This window comes from Okeanomitos corallinicola TIOX110 (assembly GCF_038050375.1).
In the GTDB taxonomy this organism is placed as follows: domain Bacteria; phylum Cyanobacteriota; class Cyanobacteriia; order Cyanobacteriales; family Nostocaceae; genus Okeanomitos; species Okeanomitos corallinicola.
In genome coordinates, this window is the sequence record NZ_CP150886.1 from 4258159 (window position 1) to 4278084 (window position 19926).

Here is a 19926-nt window from a genome sequence, read left to right on the forward strand (position 1 = left end):
TTCATTTCATGAAACAGCTACTCAAGCAATTATTTAGTAGTTTCAAATACCTAAGCCGTCTTATTGTACCTGCAATGGTGACAATGATGATGGCTATTTCCATTTTTGCGACACCAGCTTTTGCTACAGGAGTTTATCAAATACCTAACCTGACAGCAGACACTTGGGTTTTAGATGAAGGTGATATTCTCAGTCGTTTTAATGAAGGTCAAATTAGCGGTTCTTTCCAAGACTTAGCTGAAAAAACAGGTAATGAAGTCAGAATAGTCACCATTCGTCGTTTGGACTATGGGGAAACACCAGAAAGCTTTGCAAAAGGACTATTTGAAAAATGGTTTCCCACCCCAGAAGCACAAGCAAACCAAGTTCTGTTAGTAATTGACACTGTTACCAATGGTGCAACAATTACGAGTGGTGATCAAGTCAAATCTTTGTTAACAGATGAAATTGCTGAGAGTGTTACAGAAGGAACACTAGGTGCGGCATTACGCAATGGTAATAAATATAATCAGGGATTTTTGGATGTCCGCGATCGCCTAGTAGCAGTTCTTTCCGGTCAACCTGATCCCGGTCCACCAGAAGAAAAGCCAACTGTACAGGTGGAAGGTACATTTAGCACCGCTGAAGATACCAGCAAAAACAAGGATAATTCCACAGCTTGGGTAGTAGGTTTATTAATTGCTGCCACTGTTATTCCCATGGCAACCTATTACATCTATCAAATCAATCAGCCATCCAATGAAAGCTAGATAATTAAAATAGGAAATGGGTAAAAACCTTACCCTTTTCTTTTTTGCTGTACAGTATCCAGCGAAGCATTAATTTCTACGCTTTTCATCATTTAGAGTTTGCTGTTAAGTAAACAAAAAATGATCATACACAAAATAAATAAATTTAAAAACCAGAACTGAATTAGTCCTGGTCACCTCACTTATTCCTAGCTTTTTATGGGTCGCCCGAGATTCGAACTCGGAACAAATCGGTTAAAAGCCGAGTACTCTACCGTTGAGTTAGCGACCCTTTTGCGTTTCGCAACTTTCTTAATATAGCAAAATCTTTCTAGCTTGTCAACTGTTATTTAGAAAAAATCCGCAGTTAATTTCACCGAGGTAGTTTTGCTTGCTCCTGGCTCTAACAAAGTCAGATTTTCGCCAGTATTGAGGGAGTTGCGACCAGCCGTCCAAGGTTCAAGACAATAAAAATCTTTACCCTTTAACGTCCAGAACACCAGCATAGCATAAACATCATCATAATCAAGGGTCAATTTTAACTTGCGGCTATGATCCGTCACAGCAGCGGACTGACTCCGCAAATGACCAAACGCAAAATCCATCTCATCCCGCTCAAAATCGAAATTACCGTTAAACGGGTGCATTTCCTTCGTTTTCTGGTCTAGATACTGTCCAGAAGGAATATCAAACTCTAACTGAGACTTATCAGCACATTGAAAATAGGGATGAAACCCAGCCGAAAAAGGCATAGGCACAGCAGAAAGATTTTGATAAACTTGGTCAATTACTAAATAATTACCTTGCAGCGTATAAGTAAAAGTTAGCTGAAAATCAAAAGGATAAACAGCCCTTGTCAGTTCATTACTTTTAAGTACAACACTTAAACTTGCTTTACCTTCTGTTACTTTTTCTGCAACTTGCCAAGGTAAATCTCGACCAAAACCATGTTGTTTAAGAGTGTATTGTTTGCCGTTATAAGTGTAAGTATTATCTGGTAAATTCCCGCAGATAGGAAACAAAATTGGTACACCACCACGAACACTCAACTCTGGGTTAGTAAACCTTTCCACATCTAAATAGAGAATTTCTTCACCTTTAACACGCCAACGGGTGATAATACCGCCTTTTTCTGGTACTACCTCTAGTTGAGAACCAGCAGCAGTATCAGAAAGAACGTAGGTTTTGTATTGTCGTTGTTCTTCTGTGATAGTAAATATCATAATTAGTGATTAGTGATTAGTGATTAGTAATTAGTAATTAGTGATTGGTGATTGGTGATTGGTGATTGGTAATTAGAGTCAGGATTTCTAGAAGAAATTTACCTATTCCCTATTTCCTTCTTACTGTCACCTGTCACCTATCACCTGTCACCTGTTATTCATCTTCAGCAAATATAAAGCGGTACAACTCGCTAGAATCAGGTTCAGGACTACTTTCTGCGAATTTCACCGCATCATTAATTACATCCTGAATTTTCTTTTCAATCTCTTTGAGTTCTTCTGGTGTTGCTAGGCTGTTTTCTACCAAATAAGTACCTAACTTTTTAATTGGATCACGAGAGAACCAAAATTCTTTTTCTTCCTTGCTACGGAGTTCGTCAGGATCTGCCAAAGAGTGACCACGGAAGCGATAGGTAAGGGCTTCAATTAAAGTCGGCCCTTCTCCTGCACGGGCGCGGGCTACAGCTTCTTGGGCGACTTGACGTACTGCTAAAATATCCATGCCGTCTACTTCTACACCAACCATATTAAAGACGCTGGCTTTTTTGTAAATTGCTGGATCTGATGTAGCGCGATCGTGAGCCATCCCAATTGCCCACTTGTTGTTTTCTACCACAAAAATAATTGGCAGTTTCCATAGTGCTGCCATATTTAATGTCTCAAAAAATTGACCGTTGTTAGCAGCACCATCTCCAAAGAAACAAGCCGTTACTTGATCGGCATTCTTATCTCCCAAGACTTCCCGACGGTATTTAGTTTGAAAAGCTGCCCCAGATGCGACAGGAATACCTTCAGCTACGAAAGCATAGCCACCCAATAAACGGTGTTCAGCAGAAAACATATGCATTGAACCACCGCGACCTTTACTGCAACCTGTGGCTTTCCCAAATAGTTCCGCCATTACTTCCCGTGCTGGTACTCCCGCACTCAAAGCATGAACGTGATCACGGTAGGTACTGGAAACGAAATCTTCACCAGGTCGCATTGCGCCCCGAATAATACCACTGGAAACCGCTTCTTGACCATTGTACAAATGGACAAAACCAAACATTTTGCCTCGGTAGTACATTTCGGCGCATTTATCTTCAAAAAAGCGCCCTAAAACCATATCTTCATATAATCCCAGCCCTTCTTCTTTAGTAATCTGGACGGTGGCAGTATCAAATGTGGGTAACGTGCGTTCTTGAACCATTATTGTGAAGTGTCCCTGTCGTACAGGTTAATGTTAAGGTGTTAAATTTAAGTTGGCTTCCTGTTTCTACTCAGTCCGACGGTGCGGACTCTGTTTACAGGTCTTAATAATGTTAGCTGGAAATCGGACAACGTTGTTGATATTCAGCCTTGTGGCTATCAAATCTTAATTTATGGTTGGGGAAAAGCTTACTCAGGTAATGTTCAAGAGTAAGTCTTTCATCAGGGTTTGCAGAATAAATCTAAAACTTTAAACCCTAATTATCTGAGTTTTTTGCTTTACTTAGTCCTCTATGTGTCAAAAAAACTTTACTGCTATTTACTTAATTTAACAATCAAAATAGTGATTTTTCTGCATATTTATTAACAATTTCCATTACTTCCGGTAAGTTTAAGCTATTACGCAGCTAAAGTTTATAATCCTAAAATAGAGATTAAATGAATACACAACAGCTTACTACACAAATTACCAGCACATTGGTATTGGTGATTTTTCCTGACACTATTGAATTTCCGGTAGTTATGTAAGTAGGTGATCGTTAAAAATTGTCGTTATGACAAGGCAGGAGGGAAGAGGAAAGAGGGAAGAGGTTTTTAGCAATTTTACATTTTGTTAAATACCTTGGTTTTTTCTTGCCGACTTACTTAACTTAATCTACAAAAATTAATAATTTTAACCAAAACTTAATAAATAGTAGTAAGATTTAGTGCTAATATCCATTGACTAGTTATTGAGATATTTTGTTTAATGGTGTGTTCTCACCATTGTAGTTAAAGTAGCCTCAACAAAACATAAATCTGAAATAGTTAATCTTTTAGATCCTGGGGGTATAACATTTTTACCAGTTTCATCGGTGGTAATAATGTTTGTAGTTGCTGAGGCGTGACATAATTATACTCGTAATCACAGCAAATATACATATAGAATCATAGCAAGAAGCTTATTTTATATGGGTTATTGCGTAAAGTAGTATTTTTTGTGTTATACCTTTTGTGGATTAAATTGACATTGAAAGTTGTATGATTGGGATACCAATTAAGTGCTAGAAACAAACAAAAAAATTTGTTACGATATACACTCGTCTTTATATATGATACACAGTATTATTAAGACTATGATTATGGCACGGTTTTACAAGCCTGGAACGCTCTTGGTTAATTATTTCTGTTGATCTCTAAGAGATATTACTTAAACACAGTGCAGGGGAAGTAGGCTGTGCGAATTCCGCTTGATTACTACCGAATTTTAGGATTACCGTTAGCGGCCAGTGAGGAACAATTGCGACAAGCATATAGTGATCGCATTGTTCAATTGCCGAGACGGGAGTATTCCATTACAGCTATATCCTCTCGAAAACAACTCATAGAAGAAGCTTACGTGGTTTTATCAAATCCCCAAGAACGCAGTATTTATGATCAGGTGTACCTAGCAAACACCTACAACTCGGATCGGTCTGGGGCGAAATCGCTATTAGAAAACCACGCCGACGGTAGCAATCGCCGTCATAATATTCAAAGTTTGACCATAGACATTGGTTCAGACGAGTTAGTTGGTGCTTTATTACTTCTGCAAGAGTTGGGAGAATATGAGCAAGTTCTGAAACTAGGTCGTCCATACCTAGTGAATAGAAACAAAGCAGTAGGTGTCAGAGTAGGTAGTCATTTTACCAGTGAGGAATACTCTGCTACACCTGAACTACCAGATGTTATTCTCACAGTGGCTTTAGCCTGTTTAGAACTAGGAAGAGAACAATGGCAGCAAGGTCACTATGAAAATGCAGCCATATCCTTAGAAACTGGGGAAGAATTACTTATGCGTGAAGGTCTATTTCCTAGTGTACAAGCAGAAATAGCAGCTGATCTTTGTAAACTGAGACCATATAGAATTCTAGAGTTATTGGCACTTCCCCAAGAAAAGACTAACGAACGCCGTCAAGGTTTGGAATTATTACACAATATTTTAGAAGAGCGCGGTGGCATTGATGGTACTGGTAATGATCAGTCAGGTTTAAATATAGATGATTTTTTACGGTTTATCCAACAGTTACGCAATCATCTAACAGTTACAGAACAACATAAACTGTTTGAAGCCGAAAGTAAACGTCCATCTGCTGTGGCAACTTATTTAGCTGTTTATGCCCTAATTGCTAGGGGCTTTGTCCAACGCCAACCGGCGTTAATTCGCCAAGCCAAACAAATGTTAATTCATTTGGGCAAACGTCAAGATGTACATTTAGAGCAGTCTTTATGTGCATTGTTACTAGGACAAACGGAAGAAGCAACCCGTGTTTTAGAACTGAGTCAGGAATATGAAGCATTAGCAATGATTCGGGAAAAATCCCAAGATTCCCCAGATTTGTTACCAGGACTTTGTTTATATTGTGAGCAGTGGTTACAACAAGAAGTATTTCCTCACTTTCGAGATTTGGGGAGAAAACAAGCTTCTTTAAAAGATTATTTTGCAGATAGACAGGTACAGGCTTATTTAGAAGCTTTATCGAATGATACGCCGACGGCTAGTGAATGGGCAGGAATTAACAATCAGCCTTTTTCCTCTCCACAAATAAATGCTCCTGGTTCTCGTTACCATAGCAATGTTGGTAATGGGGCAGTTGATCATAATCACAGGGACAGGGATGATTCTGAGTTTTACAACTCGGCTAGTGGACAAATCCCAGAACCTAACTATTCTTCTGCCTCAGAATGGCATTCTCGGAGATATAACAGTTATCAAACTTCAGAAATGTCTTCTACACAGGAAGAAGCAGATACAGGTTATTACAACTCAAGAAATGTAGACACTTATGCAGATGAACCCATTCCCACTAAAAACAGGAGAAGACGCAAGCCAAATTTATTTAATAAGAGGGAGCGTGTTGGGCAAAATATCCCCAGCTCTCATCGTCGCAGACGCAACTTGGCTAATACATTAGATTCCAAAACTCGTTTAGTTTGGTTAGTATTTTTATCTCTAGGTGGTTTATTAGTTTTCTGGGTATTGGTTTCTACCGCTTGGGGATGGTTCAATAATTTTTTATTCCCAGGGCCTACGTTGCAGGGAGAACCTCTAGCCATAGAGTTGAACCAACCACCAGTTAGTATTCCTAATCCTGAAACCCAGCCAGAACCAGGAAAGGGTGAACTGACTACAGCGATCGCAGAAGACGTGATTAATACTTGGTTATCCGTTAAATCCGCAGCTTTGGGCCCAGATCATCAAATTGACCGTTTAGATGAAATTTTAACAAGTTCGGCAGCACCACAATGGCGGCTAATTGTCAAGCAAGATATAGCAGATAATCGTCATCGTCAATATACTCATGATGTCAAGGTAGAATTTGTTAACCAAAAAGCGAATGTTGCTGATAATGCAGTGGTAGAAGCGACAGTTCGGGAAGTCACATATTTTTATGAAAGTGGTCAAATTAAAAAAACTTCTCAGGAACGACTGCGAGTTCGTTATGATTTAATTCGTCAACAAGGGATTTGGCGAATCCAAGGAATGACAGTGCTAAAATCTGCAAACAGTTAAAATAATTCGTAATTCCTAATTAACGGTTGTCAGGTTAAAATAATCAAGCATTTGGGAATATTCAAACTTGAGGCAGCCCAGATAATTTTTGACATCAGTAATATTTGAATATGAACGCTACACAAGAACAACTTAAACTCAAATTACAACAGGCTTTAGTGGGTGCTTTTGGTGATGAATATGTGGGAGTAGATCCGGTTTTAGAACCAGCAAAAAATCCTAAGTTTGGTGATTTTCAAGCTAACGTAGCTTTATCCCTGAGTAAACAATTGGGAATGCAACCAAGGGCGATCGCTACTGCTATAGTAGAAAAATTAGATGTATCGGAAATTTGTGAACTACCAGAAATAGCTGGGCCTGGTTTTATTAACTTAAAAATTAAAACATCCTATTTAGAAACACAACTCAACGCTATTATTAAAGATGAGCGTTTAGGAGTTCCCAAAACCCAAAACCCCCAAAAAGAAATAGTTGACTTTTCCAGTCCTAACATTGCCAAAGAAATGCACGTAGGACATTTACGTTCTACCATTATTGGTGATTGTATAGCCAGAATTTTAGAATTTCGCGGACATGAAGTATTAAGATTAAATCATGTCGGTGATTGGGGTACACAATTTGGGATGTTAATTGCTTATTTACGGGAAGTTTCCCCAGAAGCACTTACCACAGCCAACGCCTTAAATATTGGTGATTTAGTTAATTTTTACCGTCAAGCAAAACAACGATTTGATAACGACGAAAACTTTCAAGAAACCGCACGTCAAGAAGTTGTGAAATTACAAGCAGGAGCAGAAGATACACTTCATGCTTGGAAATTATTATGTGAACAATCAAGAAAAGAATTTAAAGTAATTTATGATTTACTTGATATCAAATTAGAAGAAAGAGGAGAATCATTTTATAACCCTTATTTACCCAAAGTAGTAGAAGATTTAGAAACAGCAGGATTAGTAGAAGAAAACCAAGGAGCAAAATGTGTTTTCTTGGAAGGTTTTACCAACAGAGAAGGTGATCCTTTACCATTAATTGTGCAAAAAACAGATGGTGGTTATAACTATGCAACCACAGATTTAGCATCTGTTCGTTACCGCATTCAAGAAGATCAAGCAAAACGGATTATATATGTCACTGATGTAGGACAAACTAACCACTTTAATCAATTTTTTCAAGCCGCAGAAAAAGCTAATTGGATACCTGAAGAGGTAGAATTAATTCATGTTACCTTTGGTTTAGTTTTAGGTGAAGACGGTAAGAAATTTAAAACCCGTTCTGGGGATACAGTTAGATTAAAAGATTTATTAGATGAAGCCATTTCTCGCGCACGGAAGGATATAGAAAGCAGATTAGAAAAAGATGAACGGGAAGAAACAGAAGAATTTATCAAAAACGTAGCTGAGGTAGTTGGTTTGAGTGCGGTTAAATATGCAGATTTAAGCCATAACCGCACAAAAGACTATGTTTTTAGTTATGATCAAATGCTGGCATTGAAAGGAAATACGGCACCTTATATGTTGTATGCTTATGTGAGAACCCAAGGTATTAGCAGAGAAGGAAATATAGACTTTGATAACTTAGGAGAAAATGCCAAAGTCTTATTAACAGAACCAACAGAATTTACCTTAGCAAAACATTTATTGCAACTTGATGAAGTCATCAGTGAAGTGGAACAGGAATTATTACCACATCGTTTGTGTGATTATCTATATAATCTCAGCGATAAATTCAACAAATTCTATGAAAATTGTCCGGTTTTAAAATCAGAAGAACCAACCAAAACATCACGGTTAATACTTTGTCATTTAACAGCAAGAACATTAAAACTAGGATTAGATTTACTAGGAATTAAAGTCTTAGAAAGAATGTAATCATTTCAACCTTTTAATCTTAACAAGACGCAGAGAAAAATTTTTCCTTAGTATTTTGGCATTACAAACAGTGGCGAGCAGAGGGTGTGATTGAGAAGATTAGATGTAAATTCCTCATCAAAGAAAGAGAATTCAAGATTCAGTAGTCAGAATATCTCATCTTTGTATTGAATTTTCAGCTTAAAATGAAAATTACACCCTGGATGCAAGGAAAACTCACCATGACAGTTACTACTGCTAAATGGAGTTTAGACGACTATCATCGCATGATTGAAATTGGCCTTTTAGTTAGTCGTAAGGTTGAACTACTAAATGGAGAAATTATCAACATGGCACCGGAAGGAGCAGAACACGCACAAATTAATACTGACTCTGCTGAATATTTGCGGGAATTACTCGGTTCAAAAGCATTGGTAAGAGATGCAAAACCTATTACTATTCCTGAAAGTAATTCAGAACCAGAACCAGATTTAGCAATAGTGGAAGCACAGCGTGCTATTTATCGCAGTCACCATCCTTATCCTGAAAATATATTTTGGTTAATCGAATATTCTCAAACTACCCTGAGTAAAGATTTAGATATAAAACGCAAAACATACTCTGCTGCATCAATTCCTGAATATTGGGTAGTAGATTTAAAGAATCAACAAATCAAAGTGTTTAGAGAGCCAATAAATGGTGATTATTCCCAAGAATTAACCTTGACTTCAGGTGAAATATCTCCGTTAGCATTTCCAGAAATTAAAGTTTCTATTCAACGTTTACTAAAAGGGTTTTAATTTAATCATGTCTGTGGTATGCGTAGCTAAAAAGCGACAGACATTATCAAACATAGGCGATTCCTATATCGCGCTGAACGCTATCGCTTCCATTCCTAAACGCTTCAGTACCTGTAATACACTATAAAGCTCATCCTCAAAAACGCCTATTTTTTCAACGCGGCTTTCAGGCTCTATCCCTTATGAAACAACCTGTTTAGCCACCTTGTCACCCGTTAAGTTAACCAGTAATAGTACCCGTCAAAGGAGAACTAGCACTAGCGTAACTCTTCATCGGCATTCTCCCCGCTAAATAAGCCATTCGACCAGCTACTGCGGCTAACCCCATTGCATAAGCCATTGCTGGGGCATTTTCAGCTAATGCGATCGCACTATTAATTAACAACGCATCTGCGCCTAATTCCATTGCTTGTGCAGCTTCTGAAGGCGCACCAATACCCGCATCAACTACTACCGGTACTTGGGCATTTTCAATAATAATCTGAATATTGGCAGTAGTTTGTAACCCTTGTCCTGAACCAATAGGTGCGGCTAAAGGCATCACTGTAGCACAACCTACTTCTTCTAACCGCTTTGCTAACATTGGATCAGCGTTAATATAAGGCAATACGGCAAAGCCTTCTTTTACCAACTGTTCCGCAGCTTGCAAAGTTCCTATAGGATCTGGAAGTAAATACTTGGCATCTGGTATAACTTCTAACTTGACAAAGTTGTTATCTTCCTGTCCCAATAACTTGGCCATTTCCCTTCCTAACCGTGCCACTCTGATAGCTTCTTCGGCAGTTTGACAACCAGCAGTATTAGGCAACATCCAGATTTTACCCCAATCTAAGGCTTCTGCTAAACCTTCATGGCCTGGGGCATTGTTTTGTACCCTTCTGACAGCTACGGTAACAATTTGACAACCACTAGCGGCGACGCTTTTTTGCATTTCTTCAATGCTGCGATATTTCCCTGTTCCTGTCATCAAGCGAGATTGAAAGGTTTTACCAGCAATGACTAAACCTGGATCTTGGAGATTAAATTCTGTAGGTTGTAGGGATAAAGTTTTACTATGTCCGTTAGTAAAATTAGCGGGATGGGTAAGCATTGATGTTGTAGATGACTGGGTTTTAAAGGGTATATTTTGAAAGCGGGAATAATGGAAATTGGTTAACAGAGGATCGGTTTTTTGTGACAATATCATGTCAGCAATTAAATTTGCTGTGACTGGTGCAAGTAACACTCCATTCCGATAATGACCTGTAGCTATAGTTAAATTACTACAATGACTTTCACCTAAAATCGGTAATTCATCGGGGGTTGCAGGACGAAAACCCCACCACATTTCTTGGATAGGATAATCTGCTAATGGGGGATAAAGACGGGTTGCGGCTGCCAGTAAAGAGTGTATTCCTGCTGGTGTATTATCGGGGGTAAAACCTACATCTTCAACGGTTGCACCTAAAATAATTGAACGATCTCTCCGGGGAACAATGTAAATATTTTCACCAAATAAAACCCTTGTTAAAGGTAATTCTGTTAAAAATTCCGGTACTCGCAACCGTAACATTTGTCCTTTGCAGGGACGCACTGGCAAAGGTAAGATTTGATTTGACCAAGCACCAGCGGCTAAAAGATAATGATCTGCTTTGAGGAAACCTGTATTAGTTTGCACACCGATCACCTGTCCTTGTTGTTGGGCGATCGCCTCAACCGCTACCCCATCCTTAAATATTACACCCAAAGACTCAGCAGCATTGCGTAAAACCTTCACTAAATACCGATTATCAACTTGACCATTATCAGGATACCACCAGCCGCCAACTACATCTGTACTCAAACCGGGCTGATATTGGTTAATGGTTGCTTGATCTAACCACAAGCTTGGAGACTGGGAAATAGGTAGATTAACTCCTGCCTTCTGATATACTGGGGCAAGAATGCCAGAAGGCCAATAACCTGCATTTAAACCTGTAATTTCTTCTAATTTACTAATCCACTCTGGGTATAAAGTGAGCGATCGCTGACACAAAGAAAGCATTGCTGCATCAGTGATATTCTCAGCATCAGGTGCTAACATTCCTGCGGCGGCGTGGCTGGCTGCGGCTGTAAAATCACGGCAAAGCACAGTAACATTTGCACCCCGTAACTTCAATTCAACAGCACAAGCCAACCCGGTAATACCACCACCAATAATTAAAACGTCGCTAGTCATCAGTTAATAGTTATTAGTCTTTGAGTATTGTAAAACTTCGCCGAATTTATCGACAAATATAGTCATACAGCGGTTTCTGAGGAGTCCTACACTTCTGTAGCTTCTTTTTTAGACCAAGATGTGATTCCTACTTATGGCAAAGTTGACTCGAAAGAAGTTAAATTTAGTGGTCGCAGAATCAGAACTAAGTTTTATCAAACAGGTAATGGTTTATTGATTCATGCTGATGTCAATGGTAGTTTGAATATTTTACGAAAAGTAGTCCCGACAGCATTTAGTCTAGGGATAGAGGAGCCACTGCGTTGGGCGGGTTTCCCGACTTGTAGCAAGTGGCGTGGCGTTGTAGTCCGAGAAAGTCGGGGTTATTCCCGGCAAACGAAAGCCATGAGATATTTGTCTATGTTTTTTGGAACTATATAACTAATAACCTATCAGGATAGTTAATTGGTTGATTGGTCATTGGTGACTGGTGACTGGTGACTGGTGACTGGTGACTGGTGATTGGTGACTGGTAGATAGTTCTTACCTATTACCCATTACCAATTACCCATTACCACAAAGCACGAATAGGTTGTTTATCTTGATTAGTATTATTGGAATTTGATCTGGTATCTATGTCGGAAGTAGAAGTATCAGTAGTATTGGTATTTTGTGCAGTCTCAGTTGTTGTACTAGCATTATTTTGAGCTACACTTGTGCCGCGTGTATCTCTATTAAAATCACTACCGTTACTGTTGCTGTTGCTGTTGCTAAGTTGAGAATTATTTCTCTCCGTAGTTTGAGGATTATTTGTGTTAGTGACTTCTGGATCGTTTCTAGTAGCAGCGCTATTAACGTTAATATTAGCTGGTAAAACGCTAGACTCTCTCCTTCCCGTAGGAGCATTAGCGCTTTGTTGTCCACCCATAGGAAAGTTAATTCCTAGTAGCGTGCCTAATAAAATCGCTACTCCTCCAGCCATCAAAATTAAGGGTGTCCATCTACCCATCTTGTTTTATCTCCTTTTTAACCTTCTGGTGTCCAAACTATTTGAGAACCTTGACCCCAAAAACCATCATATTTTGTTACCTTCACATCACCTAATATCTTCGTTTGACAAGCTAAACGCAAGTCTGATGTAGGAGAATGGGGAGGAAGCGAACGTCTGGTTTGATCACGCCAATTTGCTGCGGATACTTCGCCTTCTACCTTAACCGCACAAGTACCACAACTGCCAAGTCCTCGACAATTTATAACTTGAGAACCACCGTTATGTAGATCAACACCATTTTTTTGCAGTACCTGTCTTAAATTGGCTTGGATTTCACACTCAATTAATTTACCTTGAGCTATAACCTTGGGCATAGTTAAATTAGCAAACTAAATTTGTTATTGGGCATAGGGTATAGGGCATTGGTCATTAGTAGTAATTTATTCTTCTGACTCCTGACTCCTTGATATCCTGACTCATGACTCCTTTAACTCTTAGGTCTTAGTTTTATGAGCATAACTCCATCTTCCCAACTTTGGCTGTATGACACTACTCTCCGAGATGGCACTCAACGGGAAGGTTTATCAGTGTCCATAGAAGATAAATTACGCATTGCCCACAGACTAGATGAACTAGGTATACCATTTATTGAAGGCGGTTGGCCAGGGGCAAACCCTAAAGATGTCCAATTCTTCTGGCAACTCCAAGAAAACCCCCTTAAACAAGCGGAAATAGTTCCTTTTTGTTCCACCCGTCGTCCCCACACCCAAGCCAGTGATGAACCCATGTTACAGGCGATTTTAGCCGCAGGTACGCGCTGGGTGACAATTTTCGGGAAATCCTGGGATTTGCACGTTACAGAAGGACTTAAAACCAGTCTCGATGAAAATTTAGCCATGATCCGCGACACAATTGAGTATTTACGCTCTCAAGGACGAAGTGTGATTTATGATGCTGAACATTGGTTTGATGGTTATAAACAAAACCCTGATTATGCTTTACAGACAATCAAAACAGCAGCAACAGCCGGGGCAAAATGGTTAGTTTTATGTGATACTAATGGCGGAACTTTACCCCATGAAATTACTGAAATTGTCTCAGTGGTTATTCAGGAAATCGGCAATGAAGAAACAACTCTTACCCAATCACCAATTCCCCAAATAGGTATTCACACTCATAATGATTCAGAAATGGCTGTGGCTAATGCTTTAGCAGCAGTTATGGCAGGTGCAAAAATGGTACAGGGTACTATAAATGGTTATGGTGAACGTTGCGGTAATGCTAACCTGTGTTCTCTGATTCCTAATTTACAATTAAAGCTTGGTTATAGCTGTATCGGTGAACACCAGCTAAATCAACTTACAGAAACCAGTCGCTTTGTTAGTGAAGTTGTCAATCTCGCACCTGATGAACACGCACCTTTTGTGGGACGTTCGGCTTTTGCTCATAAGGGTGGGATTCATGTCTCTGCGGTAGAACGTAACCCTTTAACCTATGAACATATTCAGCCAGAACAGGTGGGAAACCGTCGTCGAATTGTGATTTCTGAACAGTCTGGTTTAAGTAATGTTTTAGCTAAGGCGAAAAGTTTGGGAATGGAGTTGAATAAAAATGATCCCCAGGCTAAACAAATTCTCCAAAAAATGAAAAAATTGGAGAGTGAAGGTTATCAATTTGAAGCCGCAGAAGCGAGTTTTGCATTGTTAATGTATGAGGCTTTGAAACTGCGAAAACAGTTTTTTGAGGTAAAGGGTTTTCAGGTAAATTGTGATTTGGTTGAGGGGAAGGAAACTACTAACTCTTTAGCTACAATTAAGGTGGCTGTAAATGGTAAAAATATTCTGGAAGCAGCGGAAGGTAATGGGCCTGTAGCGGCTTTGGATGCTGCTTTACGTAAGGCTTTAATTAATTTTTATCCACAAATTGCTGATTTTGAATTGACAGATTATAAGGTAAGAATCCTGAATGGAAATACAGGTACAGCAGCTATAACCCGCGCTTTGGTTGAGTCAGGAAATGGTCAACAACGTTGGACTACTATTGGAGTTTCTGATAATATTTTGGAGGCTTCCTATCAAGCTGTAGTTGAAGGTTTAGAATATGGCTTGTTGTTGTATTTCCAAGCAGAGAAGGTTTTGAAGGTTTAAAGGATGTCTAAATCAGGATTTGAGGATTTTTAGGATGTTTGATAATTTGGCGATCGCATCCAGTATTTTGATTTGATCCAAGCGATCGCTTATTTGTCCAAAATATCCAATTTCTGAGATAATATCTGTCAATCCACAGACTTCGCCAAACTAACTAAAGTGAAAAATAACTATCCTGTACATCCTCAAATCCTGGATATCCTGATTCTGACAACTCAGATGATTCAAAATCCTATATATGGAGCGCACATATTTCTAGATATAGCATCAGCATACCGAAAACTCAGAAACCTGTCAACCCCCCTAGCTGAAATCACCAAAAATCGTTAAATTGTTGACACCATTCTCAATAATCTTGAGAAAATACCCCCCTTTATTGCCAAATTTTTTTTTTCATAAAATCACGAACCACAAAAAATACCCGTTTTCACTTTGAGCAACAACGGGATTTGATTTGCAATCATATAAATTGTATTTGTTATTTGGAAGCAACTTGAGGTTCTGACCAGATTTTGTTATCTCTTTCACCAAAAGTTACAGGTTGATCATCTTCAGTAGTAATATTGACACCTGTACCATCACTAGCAACCTGTACCAAAGGCCAGTTTTCTTCCCCTAATTCACCAGTACGGAACAACACATGATCCGGTTGTTTTTGACTCCAACCTAACAAAATGGATATTTTCTCGTGATCATCTTCTCTTTGGGCTGGTGCAACTGTTCTAGTCTGGTTTTGTTGCCGATCCCAAACTACAGCATGATCAGTTACATCCGCTGTGTTGAAAATACCGACAAATTTCCGAGCTAAAAAGCGATCGCCTTTTTGAGACCAGCTAACAGGAACTAAAACCCCTATTTTTCCAGCCTGATCAGTTTTTTGAGGTATAAATGCCTGATCTAACAGTGGGTCATTAATTTCAGCGGTTTTCGACATCACCCGCAGTCTTTTAGTTTGGCGGTCTTCTAAAAACAACAAGCTAGAAACTCGGCTATTGTGCATTGCTGGTTTTACCTCCAGTTGCACTCTACTGTACACAGCATATCTACCATCAGGAGAAATCACCGGTATACTGCGATAGTGACGAACTCCAGAACCCCCATTCCCTCCGATAGCTTCTTGGGTTGTCATGATCCATTTCCAAGGTATGGGATGAGGACTACCCATGGGATCATCTGGTACTGTATCTGGTTGCTGCTGTGGTTCTTCTACAGGTATTTCTGTGATTGCCGCAGGTTCTATTTTTCTGATCTTAGATGTGTTAGCTGCTGTTGTGAATAATTCTTTTTCCAGGTTCTCAATTTCTAAACTGTTCCCTTTACCTGCTAAGGCTTGGAGTTTAGCTTCTTTTAATTTTTGAATCAAATCAACAGTTTTACTTGTAACAGGAATTTTAGCTAGATTTCCATCTTCTACTACAGCCAATTTATCACCAACAACTATTTCGTTAGTTGAATTTTGAGATTTATTGACAGTCCCTGAATTAATTTTATTGCTGTTATTATTCAGTAATAGTCTGTCTTCACTCGCTGGATTATTTAATGGTACAACAGGTTCAGTTTTTATTTTTAAGGGATTGACTTTACCTATACTTAAATCCTGTTCCTCAACAATAGCTGCTACTGGTGATTTAGAATCAGATTTGCTAAATTCCGAAGTAATTTTTCCTTGTTTTAATTGTGATTGTTTAGCTACGCTAGAGTGGATTGATACCCCAAGAAAAGGAGCAACTAGCATAACAACGATAACGTACTTAGAAAACGGTTGTACGCGAAACCATCCTGACAGCAAAAGGGATTTTAGCATGGGTGGACTCTCTAAGGGGCAGTTGCTATGTGAGGTGCAATGTTTATGCAGGAGGAGGAAAAGCTATAATTATATGTATAACAACAAACTAGAAGTTATGACGATATAATCTCACTAAATTTTGCATCACTTTACAAAAGTTGTTTACATATTGCTCATACCCTGACAATTTTTAAGTTCCCTAACTTTTCGATAAGTTTTAACGGCAGTAAATACTTACTTACTACTGTTTATTACCAATCAGACTTCGTTTATACTTAAAACATTGAGAATATACACAACTAAATCCAGAATCTATAACTAAGTTTCCTGTCAAAGTATGTTTAACAAGAAATCATTTATTTTGTTGAGATGAACCTATTGATATTTTGGCTTTACAACACAGTTAAGAAAATAAACTCTGTCTGTCTAACTACAATTGATTTATTCTTGGCAAAAGGGTGGTACTATGAACTAGCATTAAGCAAATCTTTCTATCAAATCCAGCTGTCATGTTTGTTTGGTTTAGTGGAAGTTACTTGTAATGAGCAATAACAATTACAATTTCAAACAAACTATTGAAAGTTGATATGTTAATTCCTTAACAACTAATATCTGTGGGATCAAATAGCGATCGCCTAGTTGGTTGTATCTAATATCACCACACCTATCCAAATCCACAAAACACAGTCCCAACACAAAAAATAGGATATCTATTGCGTTGTACAAGTGCTATAAAACTGAATTTGGCTAAATTTTAAATAAGCTAGGCGAATATACGTTGGAGTGCCTCAATATGAGACGAAAGGTATATATACATATTAGCAATATCAAGATATTGTCTAAGTAGATATTACTTGATTCACTTGCTAAGGTATTTTATTCAGTTAAGGAACTTTCTTTGCACCGTTAATAAACACTTTACCATCAAATAGCGAAAATTTAATATCCTCCAGAAAAAATTGATATAGCTTTTTTTGTTTTTTTGTAAGTTAGTGGTTTGTGGGCTATTGCTTGTCAGTGATTCCTGACGCATTTACCATTTATTAGTAACTAATCATCAGTCAATCGTCAATAATGAAAATTGTATTTTTTGGTACTCCCGAATTTGCTGTTCCCACCCTAGAAAAATTACTAAATCATCCAAAATACGAAGTTTTAGCAGTTGTTACTCAACCGGATAAACGCAGAGGACGGGGGAATAAATTAACACCCTCTCCCGTAAAAACCTTAGCCATTACTCATAACTTAGCAGTCTGGCAACCAGAAAAGATCAAAAAAGATACTGATACACTCACTAAACTACAAAACTTAGCAGCAGATGTATTTGTAGTAGTTGCCTATGGACAAATTTTGTCGCAAAAAATCTTGAATATGCCCAAATTTGGCTGCATTAACGTACATGGCTCTATTTTACCCCAATATCGAGGTGCTGCTCCTATTCAGTGGTGTATACATAAAGGTGAAAAAGAAACTGGTATTACAACCATGTTAATGGATGCAGGTATGGATACAGGAGATATGCTTCTGAAGGCAAATACACCTATCAAATTATTAGATAACGCTCAGATTTTAGGTGATCAGTTAGCTGTCATCGGTGCAGATTTATTATTAGAAACTTTGAGCAAGTTGGAAAATCAAGAAATTAAACCCATTCCCCAGGATAATTCTCAAGCAACCTATGCGTCTTTGATTCAAAAGGAAGATTATAATTTAGACTGGTCAAAACCTGCTGTAGAAATACATAATCAGGTGAGAGGTTTTTATCCTCACTGCGTTACTACCTTCCGACAACAACAACTAAAAGTTACTGCCACTGTACCCTTAGATCCTGCTTATACTCAAGAATTACCCAAAGAAATACAAGATAAAATTAATAAAATCCCTGATTTGTCAACCGTATCCACTCAACCAGGAGAAGTCATAAATATAACTAAAGGTATCGGAGCAATTGTACAAACAGGATCAGGTTTGTTGTGGTTAAGAGAAGTACAACCAATTGGTAAACGTCTTCAGTCAGGATGGGACTTTGTGAATGGTACTCGTTTAACAGTAGGGGAAGTAATGGGTAACTAAGAAAGACTCTTCCCTGTCACCTATGCTCTGAATTTTCGTAAGAACGACAAGACTCACATGGGCCTTCAGGGTTAACAGCACAGCGGATAATTTCTGAATGAGCGTTATAATCACAACTAGCGTCACCTATGACCCAACGTCCTGCTACTAAGCTTTTTTCTGAAGGTCTTTGAGCTTTTTGTACATAAATAGCAATAGTATGTAAGTGGTAACGTCCCGCTTTAAATTGATACCTATGACGACGCTCTAATACTGCATAGGTTTTACCTTCAACGTCAAGATAATTACCAGGTTGAGGTGTCCAATCAAGTTTTAATTTACCAAGAGACTGACGGGAATTTGTGAGAATTACCTCAGTTGCTAAAGAGTCTGACTCCATAATAAGTTGATTTGATGTGATTCATGTTATTAAAAATGGTATCGCAAGAAGATACTATCAACTACTGGATTTTAAGCGTTTATTTTAAACAAATGTGATTAATTAAACAAAGTGTGTGTGAGATTAGTCGTAGTGTTACTGGTATTGATTTTGGAAGCAATCAAATTTTGATTGAAAATCTGTAACTTTTCCACTCAACTTTAAAATGTATTATTTATATCAACAAATAAATATCCGTGCGATCGCTCTTTACTTTGTGTAACCTAACAACCGCTATTGCATAGCCCTAATTCAATAGGTACTATAGATTTAACCATGGGGAATTGACCTGGGCTTTACAAACCTTTACAATTTGTCTTCATTTGGGGGAGTCAATGCAGTTGATGCCAAAGGGCTATTTTCCTGACTTTTAGGCAGATAGGGACGACTCGCAGCGATAAATTGTCCAAATTGCCTATTAAATTGTTTAAAGTTATGTAGCCTTTTACTTACAGCCCATCAAGCACTGCGGTAAACTATGCCTTGATTATGATTCTTTTGCCGAGAAGAATACCCGAAAGGAGCAGTTTTTTCAATGTCTCATACTGTAAAAATCTACGATACCTGCATCGGTTGCACCCAATGCGTTCGCGCTTGTCCTACAGACGTTCTTGAAATGGTGCCTTGGGATGGCTGTAAAGCTGCTCAAGTTGCTTCTTCACCTCGTACAGAAGACTGTGTAGGCTGCAAACGCTGTGAAACAGCTTGCCCCACCGACTTTTTGAGCATCCGCGTTTATTTGGGTGCTGAAACAACTCGCAGCATGGGTTTAGCCTACTAAAAAACTGAGATTTTAAAATACTCAGTAAAAAAGTGCTGAAGAATGAGCCAGGAAGAAACAAGAAATCTATCAACTACATGATTCTTGCTTCGTCCCTCAGACTTCAGCACTTTTTAGTTGTTAGCTTTCAGCAGTCAGCTTTCAAGATTTTTTGGCAGTAAGGGAAGATAAATATCTCAATGCCCAAAGTCTTTTATATTTTCTTTGATTTGATATAATTACCGCTTTATTGT

General features: G+C 38.5%; 15 protein-coding genes and 1 tRNA gene. 8 read left to right on the forward strand and 8 right to left on the reverse strand.

The features are described from left to right. The first annotated feature begins 8 nt into the window (after positions 1-8). Positions 9-749, forward strand: a complete 741-nt coding sequence (locus WJM97_RS18640; protein WP_353930274.1) for a TPM domain-containing protein — start codon at positions 9-11, stop codon at positions 747-749. 199 nt (positions 750-948) lie between these two features. Here the strand turns inward: WJM97_RS18640 and WJM97_RS18645 are convergent. From WJM97_RS18645 to pdhA, 3 genes are all read right to left on the reverse strand, one after another. Continuing rightward, positions 949-1020: transfer RNA gene (locus WJM97_RS18645), tRNA-Lys, on the reverse strand. Between the two features lie 58 nt (positions 1021-1078). Further along, the gene (locus WJM97_RS18650) at positions 1079-1948 is read right to left on the reverse strand and encodes an aldose epimerase (RefSeq protein ID WP_353933209.1); all 870 of its coding nucleotides are present in this window, start codon (positions 1946-1948) and stop codon (positions 1079-1081) included. A 157-nt stretch (positions 1949-2105) separates the two neighbouring features. Continuing rightward, positions 2106-3143 carry a pyruvate dehydrogenase (acetyl-transferring) E1 component subunit alpha gene (pdhA, locus tag WJM97_RS18655; protein ID WP_353930275.1) on the reverse strand — a complete coding sequence of 346 codons (1038 nt, stop codon included), beginning with the start codon at positions 3141-3143 and terminating at the stop codon, positions 2106-2108. Between the two features lie 1215 nt (positions 3144-4358). On the opposite strand from pdhA, the gene WJM97_RS18660 reads away from it, so the two are divergent. From WJM97_RS18660 to WJM97_RS18670, 3 genes are all read left to right on the forward strand, one after another. Next, positions 4359-6674: an IMS domain-containing protein gene (locus WJM97_RS18660; RefSeq protein ID WP_353930276.1), complete on the forward strand. Its 2316-nt coding sequence runs from the start codon at positions 4359-4361 to the stop codon at positions 6672-6674. 110 nt (positions 6675-6784) lie between these two features. Continuing rightward, entirely contained in the window at positions 6785-8542 is a 1758-nt protein-coding gene (gene argS, locus WJM97_RS18665) for an arginine--tRNA ligase (RefSeq protein ID WP_353930277.1), read from the forward strand. 185 nt (positions 8543-8727) lie between these two features. Then, positions 8728-9321 (forward strand): Uma2 family endonuclease, encoded by a 594-nt coding sequence (locus WJM97_RS18670; protein WP_353930278.1) that lies wholly within the window; start codon positions 8728-8730, stop codon positions 9319-9321. Positions 9322-9541: 220 nt separating this feature from the next. Here the strand turns inward: WJM97_RS18670 and thiO are convergent, their stop codons facing one another. Then, positions 9542-11518, reverse strand: coding sequence for a glycine oxidase ThiO (gene thiO / locus WJM97_RS18675; RefSeq protein WP_353930279.1), 1977 nt, complete (start codon positions 11516-11518; stop codon positions 9542-9544). 120 nt (positions 11519-11638) lie between these two features. On the opposite strand from thiO, the gene WJM97_RS18680 reads away from it, so the two are divergent. Beyond that, the gene (locus WJM97_RS18680; RefSeq protein WP_353930280.1) at positions 11639-11938 is read left to right on the forward strand and encodes a hypothetical protein; all 300 of its coding nucleotides are present in this window, start codon (positions 11639-11641) and stop codon (positions 11936-11938) included. Between the two features lie 130 nt (positions 11939-12068). Here WJM97_RS18680 and WJM97_RS18685 read toward each other — a convergent pair whose 3' ends face one another. Both WJM97_RS18685 and WJM97_RS18690 read right to left on the reverse strand, forming a co-directional pair. Continuing rightward, complete coding sequence (locus tag WJM97_RS18685; RefSeq protein WP_353930281.1) at positions 12069-12506, reverse strand: hypothetical protein; 438 nt, start codon at positions 12504-12506, stop codon at positions 12069-12071. A gap of 17 nt (positions 12507-12523) precedes the next feature. Then, complete coding sequence (locus WJM97_RS18690; RefSeq protein WP_353930282.1) at positions 12524-12862, reverse strand: 2Fe-2S iron-sulfur cluster-binding protein; 339 nt, start codon at positions 12860-12862, stop codon at positions 12524-12526. 135 nt (positions 12863-12997) lie between these two features. Between WJM97_RS18690 and cimA the strand changes: the two genes are divergently transcribed. Beyond that, positions 12998-14635 carry a citramalate synthase gene (gene cimA / locus WJM97_RS18695; RefSeq protein ID WP_353930283.1) on the forward strand — a complete coding sequence of 546 codons (1638 nt, stop codon included), beginning with the start codon at positions 12998-13000 and terminating at the stop codon, positions 14633-14635. Positions 14636-15113: 478 nt separating this feature from the next. On the opposite strand, the gene WJM97_RS18700 is transcribed toward cimA, so the two are convergent. Further along, positions 15114-16439, reverse strand: coding sequence for a hypothetical protein (locus tag WJM97_RS18700; protein WP_353930284.1), 1326 nt, complete (start codon positions 16437-16439; stop codon positions 15114-15116). Between the two features lie 1056 nt (positions 16440-17495). Between WJM97_RS18700 and fmt the strand changes: the two genes are divergently transcribed. Continuing rightward, positions 17496-18494, forward strand: coding sequence for a methionyl-tRNA formyltransferase (gene fmt, locus WJM97_RS18705; protein WP_353930285.1), 999 nt, complete (start codon positions 17496-17498; stop codon positions 18492-18494). A 16-nt stretch (positions 18495-18510) separates the two neighbouring features. Here fmt and WJM97_RS18710 read toward each other — a convergent pair whose 3' ends face one another. Next, the gene (locus WJM97_RS18710; protein WP_353930286.1) at positions 18511-18873 is read right to left on the reverse strand and encodes a DUF6464 family protein; all 363 of its coding nucleotides are present in this window, start codon (positions 18871-18873) and stop codon (positions 18511-18513) included. Positions 18874-19447: 574 nt separating this feature from the next. Here WJM97_RS18710 and psaC point away from each other — a divergent pair. Then, positions 19448-19693: a photosystem I iron-sulfur center protein PsaC gene (gene psaC / locus WJM97_RS18715; RefSeq protein ID WP_010997613.1), complete on the forward strand. Its 246-nt coding sequence runs from the start codon at positions 19448-19450 to the stop codon at positions 19691-19693. The last annotated feature ends 233 nt before the right edge of the window (positions 19694-19926 follow it).

What these genes read in the sequence shown, in the direction of transcription:
- WJM97_RS18640 (WP_353930274.1), top strand. Translation starts at nt 9, where the DNA reads ATGAAACAGCTACTCAAGCAATTATTTAGTAGTTTCAAATACCTAAGC.
- pdhA (WP_353930275.1), bottom strand. Translation starts at nt 3,143, where the DNA reads ATGGTTCAAGAACGCACGTTACCCACATTTGATACTGCCACCGTCCAG.
- argS (WP_353930277.1), top strand. Translation starts at nt 6,785, where the DNA reads ATGAACGCTACACAAGAACAACTTAAACTCAAATTACAACAGGCTTTA.
- WJM97_RS18670 (WP_353930278.1), top strand. Translation starts at nt 8,728, where the DNA reads ATGAAAATTACACCCTGGATGCAAGGAAAACTCACCATGACAGTTACT.
- thiO (WP_353930279.1), bottom strand. Translation starts at nt 11,518, where the DNA reads ATGACTAGCGACGTTTTAATTATTGGTGGTGGTATTACCGGGTTGGCT.
- WJM97_RS18685 (WP_353930281.1), bottom strand. Translation starts at nt 12,506, where the DNA reads ATGGGTAGATGGACACCCTTAATTTTGATGGCTGGAGGAGTAGCGATT.
- WJM97_RS18690 (WP_353930282.1), bottom strand. Translation starts at nt 12,862, where the DNA reads ATGCCCAAGGTTATAGCTCAAGGTAAATTAATTGAGTGTGAAATCCAA.
- cimA (WP_353930283.1), top strand. Translation starts at nt 12,998, where the DNA reads ATGAGCATAACTCCATCTTCCCAACTTTGGCTGTATGACACTACTCTC.
- WJM97_RS18700 (WP_353930284.1), bottom strand. Translation starts at nt 16,439, where the DNA reads ATGCTAAAATCCCTTTTGCTGTCAGGATGGTTTCGCGTACAACCGTTT.
- fmt (WP_353930285.1), top strand. Translation starts at nt 17,496, where the DNA reads ATGAAAATTGTATTTTTTGGTACTCCCGAATTTGCTGTTCCCACCCTA.
- WJM97_RS18710 (WP_353930286.1), bottom strand. Translation starts at nt 18,873, where the DNA reads ATGGAGTCAGACTCTTTAGCAACTGAGGTAATTCTCACAAATTCCCGT.
- psaC (WP_010997613.1), top strand. Translation starts at nt 19,448, where the DNA reads ATGTCTCATACTGTAAAAATCTACGATACCTGCATCGGTTGCACCCAA.